General features: G+C 64.3%; 19 protein-coding genes. 8 read left to right on the top strand and 11 right to left on the bottom strand.

The genetic code is table 11. From position 1 onward, the window contains the following. Window positions 1-7 precede the first annotated feature (7 nt). The gene (locus tag ACN9MB_RS06865) at window positions 8-667 is read right to left on the bottom strand and encodes a DOPA 4,5-dioxygenase family protein (RefSeq protein WP_426271221.1); all 660 of its coding nucleotides are present in this window, start codon (window positions 665-667) and stop codon (window positions 8-10) included. On the opposite strand from ACN9MB_RS06865, the gene ACN9MB_RS06860 reads away from it, so the two are divergent. From ACN9MB_RS06860 to ACN9MB_RS06845, 4 genes are all read left to right on the top strand, one after another. Then, the gene (locus tag ACN9MB_RS06860) at window positions 648-1,541 is read left to right on the top strand and encodes a LysR family transcriptional regulator (protein WP_204635314.1); all 894 of its coding nucleotides are present in this window, start codon (window positions 648-650) and stop codon (window positions 1,539-1,541) included. The genes ACN9MB_RS06865 and ACN9MB_RS06860 overlap by 20 nt on opposite strands. A 191-nt stretch (window positions 1,542-1,732) precedes the next feature. Continuing rightward, on the top strand, window positions 1,733-2,602 hold the full coding sequence (gene motA, locus ACN9MB_RS06855; RefSeq protein WP_426271220.1) for a flagellar motor stator protein MotA: 870 nt from the start codon (window positions 1,733-1,735) through the stop codon (window positions 2,600-2,602). After that, on the top strand, window positions 2,599-3,609 hold the full coding sequence (gene motB, locus ACN9MB_RS06850) for a flagellar motor protein MotB (RefSeq protein WP_204635312.1): 1,011 nt from the start codon (window positions 2,599-2,601) through the stop codon (window positions 3,607-3,609). Before motA ends, motB begins: the two co-directional genes overlap by 4 nt. A 147-nt stretch (window positions 3,610-3,756) precedes the next feature. After that, window positions 3,757-4,923: a M23 family metallopeptidase gene (locus ACN9MB_RS06845; RefSeq protein ID WP_426271219.1), complete on the top strand. Its 1,167-nt coding sequence runs from the start codon at window positions 3,757-3,759 to the stop codon at window positions 4,921-4,923. An 8-nt stretch (window positions 4,924-4,931) separates the two neighbouring features. On the opposite strand, the gene msrA is transcribed toward ACN9MB_RS06845, so the two are convergent. Together msrA and ACN9MB_RS06835 are read right to left on the bottom strand one after the other, a co-directional pair. Further along, complete coding sequence (msrA, locus tag ACN9MB_RS06840; RefSeq protein ID WP_426271218.1) at window positions 4,932-5,441, bottom strand: peptide-methionine (S)-S-oxide reductase MsrA; 510 nt, start codon at window positions 5,439-5,441, stop codon at window positions 4,932-4,934. Between the two features lie 425 nt (window positions 5,442-5,866). Next, complete coding sequence (locus tag ACN9MB_RS06835; protein ID WP_426271217.1) at window positions 5,867-6,277, bottom strand: hypothetical protein; 411 nt, start codon at window positions 6,275-6,277, stop codon at window positions 5,867-5,869. 281 nt (window positions 6,278-6,558) lie between these two features. Between ACN9MB_RS06835 and ACN9MB_RS06830 the strand changes: the two genes are divergently transcribed. Together ACN9MB_RS06830 and ACN9MB_RS06825 are read left to right on the top strand one after the other, a co-directional pair. After that, entirely contained in the window at window positions 6,559-7,944 is a 1,386-nt protein-coding gene (locus ACN9MB_RS06830) for an Hsp70 family protein (RefSeq protein WP_426271216.1), read from the top strand. A 130-nt stretch (window positions 7,945-8,074) separates the two neighbouring features. After that, on the top strand, window positions 8,075-9,436 hold the full coding sequence (locus tag ACN9MB_RS06825) for a DUF2252 domain-containing protein (protein WP_426271215.1): 1,362 nt from the start codon (window positions 8,075-8,077) through the stop codon (window positions 9,434-9,436). Between the two features lie 56 nt (window positions 9,437-9,492). On the opposite strand, the gene ACN9MB_RS06820 is transcribed toward ACN9MB_RS06825, so the two are convergent. From ACN9MB_RS06820 to ACN9MB_RS06810, 3 genes are all read right to left on the bottom strand, one after another. Then, window positions 9,493-10,623 carry an SRPBCC domain-containing protein gene (locus ACN9MB_RS06820; RefSeq protein WP_426271214.1) on the bottom strand — a complete coding sequence of 377 codons (1,131 nt, stop codon included), beginning with the start codon at window positions 10,621-10,623 and terminating at the stop codon, window positions 9,493-9,495. After that, window positions 10,620-11,003: an ArsR/SmtB family transcription factor gene (locus tag ACN9MB_RS06815; RefSeq protein ID WP_204635305.1), complete on the bottom strand. Its 384-nt coding sequence runs from the start codon at window positions 11,001-11,003 to the stop codon at window positions 10,620-10,622. The genes ACN9MB_RS06820 and ACN9MB_RS06815 overlap by 4 nt, the downstream gene beginning before the upstream one ends. 131 nt (window positions 11,004-11,134) lie before the next feature. Further along, the gene (locus tag ACN9MB_RS06810) at window positions 11,135-12,457 is read right to left on the bottom strand and encodes a hypothetical protein (protein WP_426271213.1); all 1,323 of its coding nucleotides are present in this window, start codon (window positions 12,455-12,457) and stop codon (window positions 11,135-11,137) included. Between the two features lie 99 nt (window positions 12,458-12,556). Between ACN9MB_RS06810 and ACN9MB_RS06805 the strand changes: the two genes are divergently transcribed. Then, window positions 12,557-12,994, top strand: a complete 438-nt coding sequence (locus ACN9MB_RS06805) for a hypothetical protein (protein WP_426271212.1) — start codon at window positions 12,557-12,559, stop codon at window positions 12,992-12,994. 287 nt (window positions 12,995-13,281) lie between these two features. Here the strand turns inward: ACN9MB_RS06805 and ACN9MB_RS06800 are convergent, their stop codons facing one another. The 5 genes from ACN9MB_RS06800 to ACN9MB_RS06780 form a co-directional block, all read right to left on the bottom strand. Further along, window positions 13,282-13,950, bottom strand: coding sequence for a glutathione S-transferase family protein (locus ACN9MB_RS06800; protein ID WP_204635301.1), 669 nt, complete (start codon window positions 13,948-13,950; stop codon window positions 13,282-13,284). A 52-nt stretch (window positions 13,951-14,002) separates the two neighbouring features. Further along, entirely contained in the window at window positions 14,003-14,617 is a 615-nt protein-coding gene (locus tag ACN9MB_RS06795) for a 2'-5' RNA ligase family protein (protein WP_426271211.1), read from the bottom strand. Window positions 14,618-14,629: 12 nt separating this feature from the next. Further along, window positions 14,630-18,097, bottom strand: coding sequence for a methylmalonyl-CoA mutase family protein (locus ACN9MB_RS06790; protein WP_426271210.1), 3,468 nt, complete (start codon window positions 18,095-18,097; stop codon window positions 14,630-14,632). A gap of 193 nt (window positions 18,098-18,290) precedes the next feature. Further along, window positions 18,291-19,223 carry an alpha/beta hydrolase gene (locus ACN9MB_RS06785; RefSeq protein ID WP_426271209.1) on the bottom strand — a complete coding sequence of 311 codons (933 nt, stop codon included), beginning with the start codon at window positions 19,221-19,223 and terminating at the stop codon, window positions 18,291-18,293. Next, on the bottom strand, window positions 19,220-19,843 hold the full coding sequence (locus ACN9MB_RS06780) for a TetR/AcrR family transcriptional regulator (RefSeq protein ID WP_426271208.1): 624 nt from the start codon (window positions 19,841-19,843) through the stop codon (window positions 19,220-19,222). The genes ACN9MB_RS06785 and ACN9MB_RS06780 overlap by 4 nt, the downstream gene beginning before the upstream one ends. 176 nt (window positions 19,844-20,019) lie before the next feature. Between ACN9MB_RS06780 and ACN9MB_RS06775 the strand changes: the two genes are divergently transcribed. Next, a complete protein-coding gene (locus ACN9MB_RS06775) occupies window positions 20,020-20,346 on the top strand; it encodes a YXWGXW repeat-containing protein (RefSeq protein ID WP_204635296.1) in 327 nt (108 codons plus the stop codon). The last annotated feature ends 10 nt before the right edge of the window (window positions 20,347-20,356 follow it).

The raw sequence follows: 20,356 nt of genomic DNA, 5'->3' as shown, positions 1-20,356 counted from the left end.
GGGCTGTTTAGAAGTCCGATTTGCCGAATCGCGCCACACCTTGATTGTGTCCCGGCGGATCCAACGTGCTGAGATCGAGCGCCAGCGGCCGGCCTATCCATTGCGCCAGTGAGGTGTGATCGACGAGGTCGTCATCGGTTAGCGGATGCACCAACGCAGTGAGTCCCGACGAGGCGATGATGTCGCGGATCGCGGCCAAACCGTCGGCCGTGAAATGAATTTCGAACTGCGGCAGCGGGTGGGGCCCGGCGCTGCGGTCGCTCAGTCGCCCGACAAAGCGAAGCGGAGGAATGCGTGCACGCTGCATGCTCTCGATCAGGTTTTGCCGCAGCACTTCGGCGATGGGGCGCGTGCTCGCGTCGTAGTAGACGTGCGCGTGATACGGGGCCATTCCGGATGGGTCGCGATGGGTGGTCATGGCACTGCCCTGAGGGTCCGCTTGATCTGCTTTGCTGCTGCGCACGTCCGGCGCCGCCGCCGCACGGGCACGGGCCGCCCAGGCGGCGCTGGGTATGTCGAGATGAAAGCTGGGCACGCAACGGCTCCGAACGCAAGGACCGATTTCCCCGGCCGGCATGATGCCGTTGGCGTAAAGCCCAATAAACATGGGAATATTTTGGACATTCCAAACCCATGGGTTGTTAGTGATGAACAAGCTGGCCAACATGGAAATGTTCGTGCGCGTCGTGGAGGCCGGCAGTTTCGCGGCAGCGGCCGAGATCTGCGGCGTCTCCGCCACCATGGTCGCCAAGCACGTCGCCGATATCGAACAGCGGCTGGGCGCGCGCCTGCTCCATCGCACCACGCGACGGCAACAGCTATCGGAAGTGGGCCGCCTCTACTACGAACGCTGCAAGACCGCGCTGGCGGAAGTGGAGCGGGCCGAAGCCAGCGCGCTGGAACTGCACGAAAGTCCTCGCGGAAAACTGCGTCTTGTCGCCCCCGTCAGTTTTGGCAGCTACAGCATGGTTCCCTTGCTGGGCGAATACATGGAACGCCATCCGGATGTCGACGTGGATCTCACGCTCGACAACCGCCTTCCCAATCTCGCCGATGGCGATTTTGAACTGGGCGTCTACATTGGCGAAGTCAACGAGCCGGGCATCGTTGCGCGACCGCTGCGCCCGTATCGACGCCTGCTGGCGGCGTCGCCGGCGTACCTGGAACGCCACGGCCAGCCCATGCATCCCGAACAATTGAGTGAGCACCTGTGCCTGGGCCTTTCGTACTGGCGGCGTTACAACCATTGGCATTTTGTGGCCGACGACGGCACTACTTGCAGCGTCAACGTGCAAGGCCGCTTTACCGCCAACCAGGGCAATGCCCTGCGCGTGGCCGCACGCAACGGCATGGGCATCGTCCTGCAACCGGAAGTCGTGCTTACCGATGATCTCGCGTCGGGCCGGTTGGTTGCGGTACTTCCCGGCTGGTCGCTCAAGCCTTCGCCCATGTACCTCATCTACGCACAGGACCGGCACCCCACCGCGAAGCTGCGCAGCGTGATCGATTTCCTGCTGGAGCGATTGGGTGCGGCGGCGTAGCGGCATTCGAGCACTCGCAGCCACGCTATCGGCCATATCGATCAGGACTTGATAGCCGAACCAGGCGCAAGCGTCCTTCATTCATGCCACTTCGACGAACGACGACAAACGAAAACGTTTTCTAAATTTCCCCGCCGTAGCGCCGATAAAAACCGTGCGCGGAGTGATGGGCTCCGTATCCCGGAGCGAACATGTTGGTCCTCGTTGGAGCGGTGGTGGTGTTGGTGTGCGTGCTCGGCGGCTTCGTGCTGTCGCATGGACAGATTCTTGCGTTGTGGCAGCCCTATGAGTTGCTGATCATCGGTGGCGGCGCGCTGGGTGCCTTTCTTTCGGCCAATCCGGTCAAGGTGGTGAAGGCGGCGCTGCGCGACGTGCTCGGGCTGCTGAAAGGCCCGAAGTACCACAAGCAGGATTACGTCGATCTGCTCTCGATGCTCTACGAACTGTTCAGCCTGATCCGCAAGGAGGGCTTGCTCGGCGTGGAGGAACATATCGAGGACCCGCAGGCGAGTTCGCTGTTCTCCGCCTATCCGCGCCTGCTGCGCGAACATCATCTGATCGAGTTCACCACCGACTGCCTGCGCCTGATGGTGGGCGGCAGCATGAATCCGATGGAGCTGGAACAGCTGCTGGAAGTGGAGCTGGAAACGCACTACCACGAAGCCGTCGCCCCGGCGCTGGCGGTGACCAAGCTGGCCGATGCACTGCCGGGCTTCGGCATCGTGGCGGCGGTGCTGGGCATCGTCACCACCATGGGCCAGCTCGACGGCGACACCTCGCGCATCGGCATGCACATCGCCGGCGCGCTGGTCGGCACCTTCCTCGGCATCCTGCTCTGCTACGGCTTCATCGGACCGCTGGGCGCGGCGATGGAGAACCGGGTGCAGGAAGACGGCAAGGCATTCGAATGCGTGAAGATCGCGCTGCTCGCCAACCTGCGCGGCTATAACCCGAAGGTAGCCGTGGAGTTTGCGCGCAAGTCGCTGTCCGCCAACGCGCGGCCGGGCTTCCTCGATCTGGAGGAGCACCTCAAGGCGCCGCGCGCCAAGGCGGCGACGTGAGCGAACAAGGCGAAACGCCACCGATCATCGTCGTACGCCGCGTCAAGCGGCATGGCCACGGCCACCACGGCGGCGCGTGGAAAGTGGCCTATGCGGATTTCGTCACCGCCATGATGGCCTTCTTCCTGGTCATGTGGCTGATCGGCGCGGGGACGCGCGAGCAACGCGCGGCGATCTCGGAATACTTCAAGAATCCGAGCATGACGCAAGGCACCGCCACCATGGCACCGCCAGGCCGCATGGGTCCGGGCGGCGCCAGCACCAGCATGATCAAGATGGGCGGCGCGATGGATATGCCGCACGGCCCGGGCCACGACCGCCAGGGCGCCGCGGCGGCGAGTACCGATCCCAAGGAAATCGAGAAGGAGGCGCGCAAGCAGGAGCGCGCGCGCCTGGAAGAACTGATGCAGCAGTTGCAGGCCGCGATCGAGAAGAGCCAGGCACTCGCCCCGTTCAAGGATCAGCTGCTGCTGGACATCACCTCCGAAGGCCTGCGCATCCAGATCGTGGACAAGCAGAACCGCCCGATGTTCGATCTGGGCAGCGCGCAGCTGCGGCCCTACACCACCACCATCCTGCAGGAGCTCTCGGGCTTCATCAACCGCGTGCCCAATCGCATCAGCCTCTCCGGCCACACCGACGACGCGCCCTATACCAGCGACCATCACTACAGCAATTGGGAGCTGTCCGCCGACCGCGCGAACGCGGCGCGGCGCGCGCTGCTCTCCGGCGGCCTGACCGAAGACAAGATCGCACGCGTGGTGGGGCTGGCCGCCTCGGTGCCGTTCGACCGCGCCAACCCGGGCGACCCGGTCAATCGCCGCATCAGCATCATCGTGATGAATCGGCAGGCCGAAGCAAGCACCCTGTCGCAGGAAAGCGGCGGCACCGAGGAGAAGCCATCGACGGCCCTGCTCCCCACGGTCACGCCGATTGCGCCTGCGATCATCACGGTATCGGCGGCTGCGGCTGACGACAGCGCGCAGGCGGGGCCACACTCGCCCTGAAGCGTCCTTTCTGCGCATTCTGCGAAGACACATTGCGGCCCGCCTCCGTCACCGGCAAGCTTGATCATCGGTTTCCACGCAGCGATGGCCCGGGGGCAAATGGTCATCGCTTCGCTCCATGTGTTTTCCAGGGGGAATGTGCATCGCATGATTCGACACGCCGCGCGGGTGCTTTTGTTTGCAGGGATCCTGGGCATTTCCTCGCTCCACGCCGAGGAAGCATGGGCACCGGTGGAGGCGCGCGTACCGTTCGCACCGAGCGCGTTCACGGGAAGCGACGGCCTCACCCATCTGGCGTACGAGCTGCACGTCACCAACTTCTACGGCGACTCCGGCGCGCTCAAGCCGCAGGGACTGGAAGTGTTCGGTGACGACGCGACCACCCCGCTGCTGACGCTGGATGCGAAGCAGCTGTCGCAAGTAGCGAAGCCCGCGCCGGCTGCACAGAAACCCGTGGCGATACTTCCCGGCAAGCGCATCGTCTTCTTCGTATGGCTGACCTTGCCCGCCGGTGCGCCCGTGCCGCACCGCCTGCATCACCGCATCGAGTTCACTGCGGACAAGCATGCGAACAGCGTACTCGACGGCGCCACCGTCCAGGTCAGCGAGGCGAAGACCCTGGTCATCGGCCCACCGTTGCGCGGTGGTCGCTGGCTGGCGCACGAAGGCCCTGGCGCCGCCCAGTCGCACCATTGGGGCAGCCTGGTGGCAGTGAACGGACAGCTGACCATTCCGCAACGCTACGCCCTGGACCTGGTGGGCGTCGACGACGCGGGGCACGTGATGCGGCCCGGCGTGAAGGACATCCAGAAGTCCAGCTACGCCGACTGGATCGGCTACGGTGCGGACGTACTCGCGGTAGCCGACGGCGTCGTGCGCAGTGCGCGCGACGGCGAGACGGAACACCCGCCGCTCAGCGCGCAACCGGAACCCAGCGCACTCACCAGCGACGGCTTGTTCGGCAACTATGTGGTGCTGGAAATCGCACCGGGCACGTTCGCCAGCTATGCCCACCTGCAGCGTGGCAGCCTCAAGGTGAAGCCCGGCGACCGGGTGCGTCGCGGTCAGGTGCTGGCGCAGCTGGGGCAGTCCGGCAATTCGGCTGCGCCGCATCTGCATTTTCAGCTATCCAATGCCGTCACGTTCGAAGGCTCCGAAGGCGTGCCTTATGCGTACGAGCGCTTCGACTATCTTGGCCCCGAATCCGAAGCACAACTGTTTGGACAGGGCGATCCGTGGAAAGCCCTGCCCATCGAACACCGCCAGGCGCAACTACCGCTCAACGATGTGGTGATCCAGTTTCCCAATCCTTAAGGGTGGGATCACGGTGCCCGCTTGGGCAGCGTCCAGTCCGGCCGTGGGAAATGGCAGGTGTAGCCGTTGGGAATGCGTTCCAGATAGTCCTGGTGTTCCGGCTCGGCCTCCCAGAACGGGCCGGCCGGGGTCACTTCGGTGACCACCTTGCCGGGCCACAGGCCCGAAGCATCGACGTCGGCGATGGTGTCTTCCGCGACCTTCTTCTGCTCATCGCTGAGATAGAAGATGGCCGAACGGTAGCTCATGCCTACGTCGTTGCCCTGACGGTTCCTGGTGGACGGATCGTGGATCTGGAAGAAGAACTCCAGGATCTGGCGATAGCTGATTACGCCGGGATCGAACACGATCTCGATCGCTTCGGCATGCATGCCGTGGTTGCGATAGGTGGCATGGGGCACATCGCCGCCCGAATAGCCCACGCGCGTGGACAGCACGCCCGGATAGCGCCGCAGCAGATCCTGCATGCCCCAGAAGCAGCCGCCAGCCAGGATCGCGGTTTCGGTTTTCGTGCTCATCGCTTGGTCCTTCCCATCGGTAAGAGTGTCGCGTTTCGGGAGCGCCTGCGTGCCAAAGCCCCCACCGCAGCTGCATTCCATGTGGTGCTGAGCGGCTGCGTTCTCAAGTCGTCGGGCACACCCAGGGCAGCCTTCCGATGTATTCGCTCAAAGGGCTTGCGAAGTTACTTCGTGGACGGCCAAGCGGTTCCGCTATCGGATGCGCTCAACGAGCGTGAGCCCACCGTAGTCCCACTCCTACGACGCGCGGCCTGTGCCGCCTGTGGAATGGCGCATCTGGCACGCGGAGCGCATGCTCCACCGCGCCTCGCAAGAGGCAGAGAACCCAAGCGGCATCGCACACGCTTATAACCCGGGGGTTGGGCGTGTGCGATCGCCGCCGGGCTGCCGGGATACCGTCCATGCCGCGCGCACGCCGCACTCGCTCAACGCGCGTCGGTCACCGCGAGTTGATACTCCTGCGCGCTGAAGTTGCCGAGCGACAACTGGCTGGCGTCCTTCGCCTTCGCGTTGCTGCCTTTTCCATGATGCACACCGCTCAGCAACGGCGCGCCGTAACCTGCGCCTGGGTCGATGCCTTTGGCGGAAAACAGCGCACGCACATCGCCTGCACCGTGCCAACGCATCGATGCCTGCGTACCCATGGGGATCGGCTTGATCGTCTGAGCCGCCGCCATCGCGGCATGCAACGGCCGGGACGAAGCATTGACCGCATACAAGGGTTCGTCATCCATGGTCTGGGTGCCGACCCAAGCCAGCGGTATCACCAGGACGCATGCGGCGAGCCACCAATTCCGCTGGCCGGAGCGGGGTTTTCCATCGTCGGAACGAGACATAGCTGCCGTCTCCTGTGATGTAGCCATGCGCAACGAAGCAAACGCTTCGACCTGACGACACAAGCCGGTATCCACGGAACGTTCACGCGGTTCCCAAGGGCCGGTGCCAGGAAGAACCTAACCAACCTTAGCTACGCCTGCGTGACGCTGACGTTTCGGCCGTTTTCGAGGGCAACGGTACCGTGCGCGCCCTGCGCCGCTCGGCCCGCCTGAGACGCCCCCAGGCGCGCAAACGCAAGACCTGAGATAATGGCCGATTGCCCATACGCGCACGGCTCGTTATGCACATCGGCATCGACTTCGGCACCAGCTACTCGGCCGCCGCCGCCATCATCGGCGGCAAGCTCACCCTCGTCCGCTTCGGCGAGGCGGAGCAGTTCCGCACGGCCGTCTATTTCCCCGAACTGGTGCCCGACCCGAACGACTTCGAACTCACCCCCGAGCTGGAAGCGCAGATGGAAGCGCACATGCGCTCCGCACGCCTGGCCTTGCGCCGGCAGACCGCCGGTGGCGAGGTGTCGCGTTCGGACCAGGAACTGCGTCGCGACGCCCTGCGCGTGGTACGCCGGCAATGGATGGAAGAACAGGCGCGCGCAGCCACGGCATCGGTCGCCAGCTTCCAGCACGCATTGTTCGGCGAAGAGGCGGTGGAAGGCTATCTGGAAAGCGGCGGCGGCAATCTGATCGAGTCGCCCAAGTCGATGTTCGGCTACCGGCTGGACCCGCAGGTGCGCAAGGTGATCGTGCATATCGCCACGCATATCCTCGAGCACATCCGCTTGACCGCCAGCCGCCAGTTCGGCGAGCCCGTGCGCGGCGCGGTGATCGGCCGACCGGTGGAATTTCGCAGTTCGATGGGCGCGGCGGGCTCGGAACAGGCCATCGAGATCCTGCGCGAAGCGGCTGCAGCGGCAGGCTTCGACGAAGTGAGTTTCCTGGAAGAACCCGCCGCCGCCGCGATGCACTACCACAAGAGTCTCAGCGACCGGCAGCATGCGTTGATCGTGGATATCGGCGGTGGCACCACCGACGTGACGCATGCGGAACTCGGCGGTATCGCCTCGCCGCTGATCGCGCGCAACTGGGGCCTGCCCAAAGGCGGAACGGATCTGGACGTGGGTGTGAGCCTGCACCATTTCATGCCGCTGATGGGCAAGGACATCGTGCGCATACCGCAGCATCAGTTTGTGGAAGCAGCGAGCGTGCACAACCTGCCCAAGCAACGCGAGTTCCGCAAGCAGAACTATCGGCTGGTCGCCGCGCCTTACGGTCCGCGCCTGCGCGCCCTGCAGGAACTGGGCGCCACCACGCGCCTCAATCAGACGGCCGAACGCACCAAGATCAGCCTGAGCCACGAAACCAGCCATCGCGCACCGCTGGATTTCATCGAACCAGGCCTTGCCGTGGACGCCACGCGCGACGATCTCGATATGGCCATGGAACCCTTCCTCGCGCTGCTGGAACGCACCCTCACCGGCGTGCGCGGCGATCTGGCGGCATTGCCGGAAAGCGTCTTCCTCACCGGCGGTACCTCGCGTTCGCCGCAGGTCAAGGCACGCGTGCAGGCCTGCTTTCCCGAGGTGCCGCTGGTGCACGGCGATCCGTCGCTGGGCGTGGTGTCAGGGCTGGCGGTGGCGGCGAGCGAGGCGGTCGCCGTCGCCCCCTGAGACCGCGCACGCGCAAGCTTTTGCCGGCCAGCGTCGTCACGACGCTGTCACCGTGCATTGTTTGAATCTCCGGCTATGTGTCCGGCGCGGGTGGTCCGCGCTGCGTCCGCACATCAGAAGGGATGACCCCATGAAGAAAGTTTTGATGGCGCTGGCCACGGCCGGCCTGCTGTTCGCGTCCGCGGCCCAGGCCGCCACCTCGCGCACGAGCTGGGTCGTATCGCAGATCTACGGCTACAACCATCCGCTGGCCGCCACGGACAGCGCGGATCTCGCCACCAAGATGTCGACCATGGCGGCCAGCGCGTTCGACTTCTATCGCGGCACCGACCACATCTTCTACCAGGACATGGCCACCCTGCCCGCGTCGGCGTATACCACCGCGCAGACCGGCTTCACCTGGATCGGCGGCGACGCGCACATCGGCAATTTCGGCGCATGGCGGGACAGCAGCGGCAACAACGTGTTCTCGGCCGACGACTTCGACGAGGGCTACCTCGGCCAGTACGTGTGGGACCTGCGCCGCCTCGCCCCCAGCATGGTGCTGGCCGGCCGCGCCAACGGCATCGCCGACAGCGACATCACCACCGCCATCAAGACCATGGTGGCGGCGTACATGAGCGAGATGAGCGACTTCAAGGGCGGCAGCGACGAGCTGAGCTTCCAGCTGAAGAACGGCAATACATCGGGCGTGGTGCAAGACACCATCGGCGATTCGAAGGGCGACTCGCGCTCCAGCCTGCTGAGCAAGTACACCCAGCTGAGCGGCAGCACGCGCAGCTTCCAGACCATCGCGAACACGCTGGTCCCGGTGAACAGCAGCACGTACAGCGCCATCTCGGCCGCGATGAACAGCTACATCGGCAGCATTTCATCGTCCAAGCGCTACGCCGCCAGCTACTACCAGGTGAAGGATATCCGCCAGAAGCTCGGTTCCGGCGTGGGCAGCCTGGGCAAGCTGCGCTATTACGTGTTGATCGAAGGGCCCTCCTCGTCCACCTCCGACGACGTGATCCTCGAGCTCAAGCAGGAACTCGCCAGCGCGGTGGCCGAGGTCGGCAACGGCCAGCTGCCCGCCGCCGATTACGGCAACAACGAGGCCCAACGCGTCGCGCTGACGGCGAAAGCGCAAACGCTCAATGCCGACGTGCTGATCGGTTACGCCAACATCAACGGCATGGCGTTCTACTTCCACGAGAAGTCGCCGTTCGAGGAAGACTTCGACTTCACCCAGTTGAGCAGCGCCGGCAAGCTCAACACCGCCGCCACCTATCTGGGACAGGCACTGGCCTCCGCCCATGCCATCTCCGACCAGGATTACAACAGCGCCATCGTGTCGTACAGCATCGACAAGCAGGTCACCGACGCGGTGAGCAGCACCAGTGGACTGCAGTCGGAAATCTCGACGTTTGCGTTCAACTATGCGGCGCAGGTCACGCTGGATTGGCAGTCGTTCGTCAGTGCCTATGATGCGGGCACGGCGCTTTATTGAGTGGCGCGAAGCCGGAGCGGCGCTGCCTGCTCCGGCTTCTTCACGACGCCCGTTGCTTACGCGGCATTCGCCTTGCGCAGTGGCGTGACGTTGGACGCATCGCCCTTGCCTTCCAGATCGGGTTCCGCCGAAATGAAACTGGGCCGCGCCTGCATCACCTTCATCGCGCGCTGCACGTTGGGATACTTCGCCAGCAATCCGGGACCTTCGGGCATCTGCGCCAGCGAGTACAGCAACGGCGCAGCGAGATAGTCCGCCACGCAGGGCGCATTGCCGACGAGGAAGTCGCGCTTGCCATAGGCCGCATCCAGCGTGGCCAGCACGCGATCGATATCGGGCAAGGCGGCATCGATGACGGCGCGGTCCGGCGCCGGGCCCGACGGGAACAGGTACGGCAGGATGAAACGCGTGACGATCGCGTCGTAGCCATAGTCGTCCAGCACGCTGTACCACTGCTCCGCCCTGGCACGCGAAGTGACGCCGCTGGCCGGCAGCAGGCCGGGACCGTCGAAAGCCTCATCGATATAACGAAGAATGGCGCGCGTCTCATAGAACTGCAGCGGGCCGTCGTACATGGCCGGGATGCGGCCAAACGGATGGATCGCATCCACCGCGGGCGAATGCGGCGCCTCCGACTTGAGCGCGTAAGCAACGCCCTTCTCGGCCAAGGCGATGCGCACGGCGCGCACATAGGGGCTGATCGGATTGCCCACCAGCACCACGTTGCCGGCCGAACCTTCGGGATCGAGATAATCCACCAGGCGATTGAAGACGGACGTCCAGCCCTGGTTGTGATCGTCGCGGATCGCGGCATCGGGGAAGCCCGTATGACGCATGTGCATCTGCGTGCCGCCGTCCTTCTCGGTCAGCGTCACCTCGATCAGCGTGGTGCGCGCAGCGAGATCGCCCTCGCCATCCCATGCCCAGGTATAGGCGAGAAACGACGGCCGCTCGATCACCTGATAAGTGCCGCTTGAACCATGCGCGGTACCGTCCCTGGTCACCATGGTGACGCGGTAGTGGCCGCCCACGCGCACATCGACCGCCACCTCGCCGACATGCAGGCCGCGTGGACAATGCCAGGCGGCAAGTGCGGCCTCGTTGGTGAAGGCGTCGAACACCTTCTCGCGCGGCGCGCGGATGAAGCGGGTCATTTCCAACTCGAATGTGGCGGCTTGCGTGGTCATGGCTTTTTCCTCGGTACACGTGGGGCGCCGCTGCCAGGCTTCTTCGCTTCGGCGCGATGGGTCTGTTCGACAAACTCGACCAGTCGATCCAGGCTGTCTTCCCAGTGACGGCGATAGGCTTCCAGCCAGTCGTGCGCGTCATGCATGGGTTCGGCGCGGAGACGGCAAATACGCCAGCGGGCATCCACTTCCCGTTCGATCAAGCCGGCGCCTTCCAGCACGCGCAGGTGCTTGGAAATCGCGGGCGCGGAAATATCGAACGGTTCGCCCAGCTCGCCGACGGTGGCTTCGCCCCGGGCCAGACGAGTCAGGATGGCGCGACGCGTGGGATCGGCCAGCGCCGCGAAGGTGATCGACAGCATGTCTTGGGTATGTGCCATGATCGTCAATTAACCACTTGGTTAATCGATAGTCAAGTGCCTGGATATCGCGACTTTGTGAAGACGCGACGATCGGTCCGGCGGGAGAACGGTGCGGTGGCGGGCGTCGAGGCGCCGCCACCGCCGCTGGTTTAGAACTTGTACGAGATCATCAGGCGGTTATAGGTAAACGGCTCGTTGCCCGGATTGAGATTGGCGACGCCGCCCACCGAACGCTCCCAGCGATCGCGCAATTGCAATCCTTTGAGCACGCTGTCCAGGTTGTAGATGATGTCGAAGTACACGTCGTGGCTGTCGCCGCGCTCGAGCGAGGTGTACTTCGCATAGGCCGCCACCAGCTGCAGCTTCTTGTCGAAGAAGTTGTACTGCGCGCGTGCCTTCCACGCGTGGCCCGGGCCGATCTCGACCAGGCCGCGGATCATCGAGGTGGTGAACAGCGGATCGGTGGCGTAGTTCACGGTATAGGGCGAGATCAGACTGCCTTCGCCTACCGCACCGGATTCGCCGTCGAGCTTGTTGTAGGCAAAGTCGATGCGCCCGTCATAGATCGACGTGCCCACATCCGCACCCCAGGCTTCGGCCTTGACGCGATTGCCGGCCACACCCACCAGCTTCGCCTGCGTCTGCACCAGGATGTTGTCGCCGCCGCTGTCGTTCTCGCGCAATGCCTGCACCGCGATGAACGGATTGAACGGCGTGTCCGTGTTGAAGGTGTAGCTGCCGTTGACGTAACCCATCCGCGCGAAGCGCAGGAAGTCGTAATACCAGCCTTCGGCTTTCAGGCCGCCGTTGACGTAGGTCGTGCCGGCTGCCCAGGTTCCGTTCGCTTCGGGCGCGGTGAGCGGCAGCGCACCGTTGTTGCCGTACATCGAATCGCCGTTGTACTTCGACGGGTAATACAGGTTGTCGTCGTACATGCCGTTGGAAGTGCGGCTCTTCCAGCTGAAGGTGCGGATGGCATAGATGTTCCAGTCCTTCACCGGCGTGATGTCCACCAGCGCCGCGTTGTACGACGAAGGAATCACGCGCGAATCGTTGCCGCCCATCCATGGCGTGTTGAGGTACTGGTAGCCGCCGCGAAAGAGGAACCAGTCGCGCTTGAACTGCAGATAGGCCTGACTCCATGCACCCAGCGAACTGTTGGGCCCCATCAGCGAGGTGTCGATCTTGGCCGGATTGTCGTCCTTGGTGCCGAGCGCGTTGGCCGTCACGAACGAACCGCCCAGGCTGAACCCGCCAAGAAAAGCGCCCGTCTGCGCGTTGATCAACGCAGCCAGCGAGAGCGCATGCGCATCCGGCGTGGCAGGCGTGTCGTAGATCCGGTTGAAGTCGTACAGGCGCAATTCGCCATCGACATGGCCGTTGGTAAAGATGTCGCTGAAACTATCGCTATCGGCATGGGCGCCGGCAGCACATACCGCCAAGGCCAGGGCAACGGCCAGCTTGCATCGCATACGCTTCTCCCCACGTGTCGGCGTGATCCAGGGGCCATCTTAGCCAGTTTGTGACAATTCGATGACAACTCGGGCGAGCCGGCGTTATGAAGGTTCGCCATGACCTCATGGAGGCCAGGTTCTGAGTGCCATCGGGCCATCACCATTCGCAAGAAATCGCAGACGACAGGCAAGGTCGAAGCACCGCGATGCGCCGTGCACGAATGCCCGAGCCGAAATACTTCCAGTGATCTTTTACGCGATTTATATGGTGCATGCGGCCGCGCGATATCGCTTCTTTACGTGGCCACTGCGGAAAATGGCGGTATGGAGACCGGCATGAAACATTCTTTCGTTATCGGATGGCGAACGGTTGGCATCATCCTGGCGGCGCTGCTGTTCGTACTTTCCGTCGCCACGTTGATCTGGCGACCCGGTGACGACGCAGCCCTGTGGCGAGGCCTCGCGCTCTCGTCGCTCTACCTGACGATATGCCTTGGCCAGCGCCGCCTGTTCGTTCCCGCAAGAGCGCGCGACAACCGGCGCGGCCGCTGGTAGGAACTCACGTTGTAAGCGAATCGGCGAGTTCGACGTTCTCTTTGCGAGACACGTCGATGGCGCCGGTGCGCATGAAAGAGATCAGGAAGGCTTGCAGCCGGGTAGCCGCAGGTCGGGTGAGCGGGCAGCGACCTTGCACCTGCGGCACCGGTTGCAAACCTTCCTGATTTCCCGGCGATGGCCGTGCGACAAACCCTGTGGGAGCGCACTTGTGCGCGACAGGCAAGCAAAGCAGCACGGACGGGAAGCTGCAGTCGCGCACAAGCGCGCTCCCACACGGTGGCTGCTCAACCGAGCGTATAGGGGCCGCCCCGCTCCAACGCGCGCTTGTACGCGGGACGCTGCTGCACGCGCTTCACGAACGCAGCGATATGCGGAAGCTTGCCCTGCAAGCCGCTGCGAGCCATGGCCGCTTCCATCGGAAAACTCATCTGTATGTCGGCCGCGCTGAATTCGCTGCCTACGAACCAGCCGGTGAATGCCAGTTCGTTGTTGACGTAATTCAGATGCAACGCCAACTGCGGGTCGACGAAGGTCGATTGCAGTTTATTGGCGATCTGCCGCGCGATGGGCTTGGCAAAGAACGGCATGGGTGCCGTGGCAATGCGCGACGCCACCAGCTTGAGCAACAAGGGCGGCATCGCCGAGCCCTCCGCATAGTGCAGCCAGTAGGTGAAGCGCAGGCGCTCGGGCATGTCCGGCAACGGCGCCAGGCGTCCGGTGTCGTAGCGGTCGACCAGGTATTCGATGATCGCGCCCGACTCCGCCAGGATCTGTCCGTCGTCCTCGATCACCGGCGACTTCCCCAACGGATGGATGGCCCGCAATTCCGCCGGCGCCAGCATGGTCTTGGGATCGCGCTCGTATTTGCGGATCTCGTACGGCACGTCCAACTCTTCCAGCAGCCAGAGCACACGCTGGGATCGGGAATTGTTGAGGTGGTGGACGGTCAACATGGGGCCAGGCCTGCGCAGTGGATAGCGGAGGCTAGCATGGGTCGCGCCCCGATTATGGGCGGTCCGACACTCGCAGGGGCCAACTGGCCAAGGTGTCGTGACGACGCAGCCCCACCCAGCTCCGGATCAGCACGAACTCGTCCACATGCCAGTCGATGGCTACGCCGTCTTCCGCCGTCAGCTCGACATCGTCCGTGTAAAACAAGGTGACATGGGGCGCAAAAGCACTGCCATCCCAATTGAACCCATGGTTGAAGAGGGCCTTGGCCAGTGCACGATTGAGCGCCTGCGCCCGATGCGCCACCTCTTCGTCCACCCGCAGCACGACACAGGCCTTGTCGAAGGAACCATGGAACCTGGACAGGCCCTTGAGCCTGAGATGGAAGGCCGAAGCCAACACCTCGTCTCCCGCGCGTACCAGGGAAGTTTCGAACGGCGCGCGAAGGCGCGGCGTGCGCCGCGGCGCGCACAGCGAAAGGTGCAGACGCTCGTCGCTGACCCGGCCGGGTTGTGGCACACCGAGCGTCTGGATGGCCGCTTCCCGCAGGTGGCCGATCTGTTCGCTCACCCGTCCCTTCGGCCGCAAAGCGAAAAAATAGGCGCAGCCCGGCTCCGGCCCCTCGAGGCTGGATCCGGCTGGACTTCCAAACAGATCACCGTCGGCCATGGCAGACCCCGCTTACATGTTGCGCCGATACTCGCCACCCACGTCATACAATGCGTGGCTGATCTGTCCGAGCGAGTTGTACTTCACCGCCTCGATCAACTGCTCGAACACGTTACGGCGATCGCGCGCCGTCTCCTGCAACACCTTCAGGCTCTCCGGCGCCAGCGCATTGCGCGCCTTGCCGAAGGCCAGCACGTTGTCGATCTGCTGGCCCTTCTCGCCTTCGGTGGAACGGATCAGCTCGATCTCGGTGGCGATCTCGCCGCCATGATCCTTCGGCAGGAAGGTGTTCACGCCGATCAGCGGGAGGCTGCCGTCGTGCTTCTTCTGCTCGTAGTACATCGACTCTTCCTGGATCTTGCCGCGCTGGTACATGGTGTCCATCGCGCCGAGCACGCCGCCGCGCTCGCTGATCGCCTCGAATTCCTTGTACACCGCCTCTTCGACGATATCGGTCAGCGCATCCACGATGTGGCTGCCCTGCCACGGGTTCTCGTTGAAGTTGAGGCCCAGTTCCTTGTTGATGATCATCTGGATCGCCACCGCGCGACGCACGCTTTCTTCGGTCGGCGTGGTGATGGCTTCGTCGTAAGCGTTGGTGTGCAGGCTGTTGCAGTTGTCGAACAACGCGTACAGCGCCTGCAGCGTGGTGCGGATGTCGTTGAACTGGATTTCCTGCGCGTGCAGCGAACGGCCCGAGGTCTGGATGTGGTACTTCATCATCTGGCTGCGCGCGCTGGCGCCGTAGCGCTCGCGCATCGCGCGCGCCCAGATGCGGCGCGCCACGCGGCCGATCACGGTGTACTCCGGGTCCATGCCGTTGGAGAAGAAGAACGACAGGTTCGGCGCGAAATCGTCGATGCTCATGCCGCGCGCAAGGTAGTACTCCACGATGGTAAAGCCGTTGCTCAGCGTGAAGGCCAACTGGCTGATCGGGTTCGCACCGGCTTCGGCGATGTGATAGCCGGAGATCGACACCGAATAGAAGTTGCGCACCTTGTGGTCGACGAAATACTGCTGGATGTCGCCCATCATGCGCAGCGCGAATTCCGTGGAGAAGATGCAGGTGTTCTGCGCCTGATCCTCTTTCAGGATGTCCGCCTGCACCGTGCCGCGCACGTTCTGCAGGGTTTCTTCCTTGATGCGCGCGTAGGTCTCGGCGTCCACCAATTGGTCGCCGGTGATGCCAAGCAGGCCAAGGCCAAGGCCTTCGTTGCCCTTGGGCAGCTCGCCTGAATACTGCGGACGGCCGTTCGGGAACATCGAGGCGATCTTCTTCTCCGCCGCGGCCCAGCGCGCCGGATCTTCCTTAAGATACTTCTCGACGTTCTGGTCGATCGCGGTGTTCATGAACATCGCGAGGATGATCGGCGCCGGCCCGTTGATGGTCATCGACACGGAACTGCTCGGCGCGCTGAGGTCGAAGCCCGAGTACAGCTTCTTCATGTCATCGAGCGTGGCGATGTTGACGCCGGAGTTGCCGATCTTGCCGTAGATGTCCGGGCGCGGCGCCGGATCTTCGCCGTACAGCGTCACCGAGTCGAACGCGGTCGACAGACGCGTGGCCGCACCGCCCTGGCTCAGGTAATGGAAGCGGCGATTGGTGCGCTCGGGCGTGCCCTCGCCCGCGAACATGCGGGTGGGATCCTCACCCGTGCGGCGATACGGATACACGCCGCCCGTGTACGGGTAATGCCCGGGCAGGTTCTCGCGCTTCAGGAAGCGCAGCAGGTCGCCCCAGTCCTTGGTCTTGGGCGGCGACACCTTGGGGATCTTCTGGTGGCTGAGCGACACGCGGTAGTTCTCCACGCGGATCACCTTGTCGCGCACCTTGTATTCGTTGACCTCGTCGGTCACCGACTTGTAGCGCTTGGGCCAGTCGTGCAGCAGGTGGATCGCTTCGTGGCTGAGTTCCTTGATGGCCGCGTTGTAGCGCTGGCGCAGGGTCAGCAACGTACGGTCGGCGCCCTCTTCGTGCAGCGCTTCGGATTCATAGCGGGCCAGTTCGCGCGGCAGATGCGCATCGCCCAGTTCCTTCAGCGACTCGTAGTAATGCTGCGCCTTGCTGGCGAATTCCGCCTCGTGCTCGATTTCCTTGTTGATCCCACGGCCCTGCTCGGCAATCTCGGCGAGGTAGCGCACGCGGCTGCCCGGAATGAGCACGGTGGCGCGCGGCTCCTTCAGCGTGGTGTCGAGCTTGGGCGTCCACTTCTCCGCCGGCAGGCTGAGCTTCTCGCGCATCAGGCGGCACAGGTTGCTGAACATCCAGGTCACGCCCGGATCGTTGAACTGGCTGGCAATGGACGGATACACCGGCACCTGTTCGTCGGTGAGGGTGAACGCTGTGCGGTTGCGCTTCCACTGCTTGCGCACGTCGCGCAACGCGTCTTCCGCGCCGCGCTTGTCGAATTTGTTCAGCACGATGAGTTCGGCAAAATCGAGCATGTCGATTTTTTCGAGCTGGCTCGCCGCGCCGTAATCGCTGGTCATCACATAGGTGGGGAAATCCACCAGATCGACGATCTCCGAATCGCTCTGGCCGATGCCCGCGGTTTCGACGATCACGAGGTCGTAAGGCTGCGCCTTGAGGAAATCGATGCAGTCGCGCAGCACGGCGCTGGTGGCGGCGTGCTGGCGGCGCGTGGCCATCGAGCGCATGTAGACGCGATGGCTGCGCAGGGAGTTCATGCGGATGCGGTCGCCCAGCAAGGCGCCACCGCTGCGGCGGCGCGTCGGATCGACGGCGAGCACGGCGATGCGCATCTCGGGGAACGCATGCAGGAAGCGCAGCAGCAGTTCGTCCACCACCGACGACTTGCCCGCGCCGCCGGTACCGGTGACGCCGAGCACCGGCGTCTGCTTGCCGGCCATCTTCCACTGCTTGCGCAGGTGTTCCAGATCGGTCTCGGCCAGCTCGCCTTCTTCGATCGCCGACAGCACGTGGCCCACGGCGATCTCATTGCCGATGTCGACCATCGGCGTGACGACGCTCGCTTCTTCTTCCTTTGCACGCTTCACCGCGGCGGCGCGCGTGCGCAGCATCACGTCTTCGATCATCTCGGTGAGGCCGAGCTTCATGCCGTCGTTCGGGTGATAGATGCGCTCGACACCGTATGCCTGCAGCTCGCGGATCTCTTCCGGCGTAATGGTGCCGCCACCGCCACCGAACACGCGGATGTGCGAGGCATGCTGTTCCTTCAGCATGTCGACCATGTACTTGAAGTACTCCACGTGCCCGCCCTGGTAGGACGACAGCGCGATCGCATCGGCGTCTTCCTGCAGCGCGGCGCGCACCACGTCTTCCACCGAGCGGTTATGGCCCAGGTGGATCACCTCCGCGCCCTGCGCCTGGATGATGCGTCGCATGATGTTGATGGCGGCGTCGTGGCCATCGAACAGGCTGGCGGCGGTGACGAAGCGCAACGGGCGGGTCTCCGCATGGGCGGCGCTGGCGGAAACGTGCTGGGCGGGGGAACTCATGGGGACTCCGGGACTGCGGGTGCGTCGGACCGACCATTTTAATGGATGGTTGCGTTTGGAACATGTTGCGGCGCGGAGGGGGGGGCCGCGGCGACGACCGTGCGCACAGGTATCGTGGAGGTGGCCGTCGCGGCCAAGGCCGCTCCCACAACGTGCTGGCGGCCACGTGGGAGCGGCCTTGGCCGCGACGCTCTCAACCCACCCCGAACGGCAGGTTCGGCGACGACACCACGCGTTCCCCCACTTCTTCGCCGCGCAGGAACGCCAGCGACGCCTCGATCACCTCGGGCGCGTCAAGCACTTTGTGATGCCCCAGGCCCTGGGTGGTGAACAGCCGGGCGCCATGCCAGTGACGCGCATAGCGTTCACCCTCCGCCCATGGCACGTCGCGATCGTCCATGTCGTGCACGATCAGCCCGGGCTGGCCCAGCGACGGCAGATGGCGATGGACCTGCAGATCGTGGATGTTGATGCCCGTCATGGCCTCCAGCTTGTCGTGCATGCGGCCGCTCAGATGCTGGCCCAGGCGCACGAACTGCGAGAAGCGCTGCGTGGCCGCCACCGGATCGGCCGCGGGCGCGATCAGGATCAGCTTCTGCGAATGCCACGCTTCGCCCTGCGCCAACGTCGCCGCGGTACCGCCCAACGAATGGGCAATGGTGAGCGCGGCGTTGCCGAAGTGACGCCCCACTTCGCGCACCGTCTCGATGAAATCGGGCAGCGTGCAATGACGGCCGCCGCTGAGGCCATGGCCCGGCTGATCGAATGTCACCAGCGCGTAGCCCATCTCGCGCAATGGCTTGATCCAGGGCAGATAACGCAGGCCGAAGCTCGACCAGCCGTGCACCAGCAACACATAAGGCTGGCGCGCGGGATCGCCCCATACATAGGTGGCGATGCGCTTGCCGCTTACTTCAAGCTCGCCGCGCCGCATCTCCTGGTCGGGCTGGGCGGCCTGCGCGCGCGCGCGACTGCTGGCAAAGGGTGTGACGAAGATGCGCACGGCACGCTTCACCGTGCGCGCGGGTGCGATGCGGCTACCCAGCGCGAAACCGGCGCGCACCACGCCCAGCGTGAACGCGCCGGGCCCGCGATGATGTTTTGCTGCTGTGGTCGGGCGGGTCATGGCGCGGCACTCCGTTCGGATGGCGGGCTGTAGCTGGCGATGAGGCGAGCGAAGCCCGCCAGCGTATGCCGGCGCGCTTCGTCGAAGCCGAACAGGGCCGCATCGTGATGCAGGCCCAGCATGAGGGCGTAGATTTCAAAGGCGAGCTGCGCAGGGTCGGTGTCGCCACGCAGTTCGCCGTTCTCCATGGCGTGACCGATGGCGCGGCACATCTCCTGCCGCCAGCCTGCCTGCTGCTTGATCACCACATTGCGCAGGACGCCTTCGCGACCGTCGTATTCGCCGGCTGCGGTGAGCAGCACGCAACCGCTCTGGTATTCCTGCGCCCACTCGACCCAGTTCGTCACGATGGCGCGCACACGCGCAAGGCCACGCGGCAGTTTCAACGCAGGCCATTTCACGTGCTGCAGGAAACGCAGCTGTCCGGTTTCGAGTACGGCCAGCTGCAGCTCTTCGCGCGAACCGAAGTGCGCGAACAAGCCGCTCTTGGACATGCCCACGTCCGCCGCCAGCGAGCCGATCGACAAGCCTTCCAGGCCGTCGCGGCGCGCCATCTCGTAGGCGTGGTCGAGGATGAGTTCGCGCGTGGCGGCGCGCTTGCCTAGGGTCGTTGAGTTCATGGCATGTAAAATAGCACGACCGTTCGTTCTTTTCCCGTCCAGAAAACTGAACGGATGGTCGCCGCAAGCCCGCACGAACCTGAACGAGCCGGCGCCGGTCGGTCAACAGGGCAAGGAAATACGCCGTTCCCCGCTTCAAGGCCGCGGGGTGCGGCCCTTACCAAGGAGAGATCACCATGCTGAGCGTTACCCGCAAACTCGCCCTGCTCGCCGCCCTCGGCATCGTCAGCGCAGGCGCCATGAGCTATGCACCGTCCGCTTCGGCGGGCGTGGCGGTCTCTGTCGGCATCGGCGTGGCCCCGCCGGCTCCGCGCTACGAAGTGGTGCCGCCGCCGCGCGCCGGCTATGTGTGGGCGCCCGGTTACTGGCGTTGGGATGGCGGCCGCCACGTGTGGGTCGGTGGCACCTGGGTCCGTTCCCGTCCCGGTTACGTCTATCACCAGGCGCATTGGGAACACGCCCGTGACGGCTGGCGCATGCATGACGGTTACTGGGGCCGCTGATCCGGGGGCT

This window comes from Dyella kyungheensis (assembly GCF_049913195.1).
GTDB classification, from domain to species: Bacteria; Pseudomonadota; Gammaproteobacteria; order Xanthomonadales; family Rhodanobacteraceae; genus Dyella; species Dyella kyungheensis.
The sequence above is the reverse complement of the archived record's forward strand: the minus strand, read 5'-3'. Positions and strand labels throughout refer to the sequence as shown.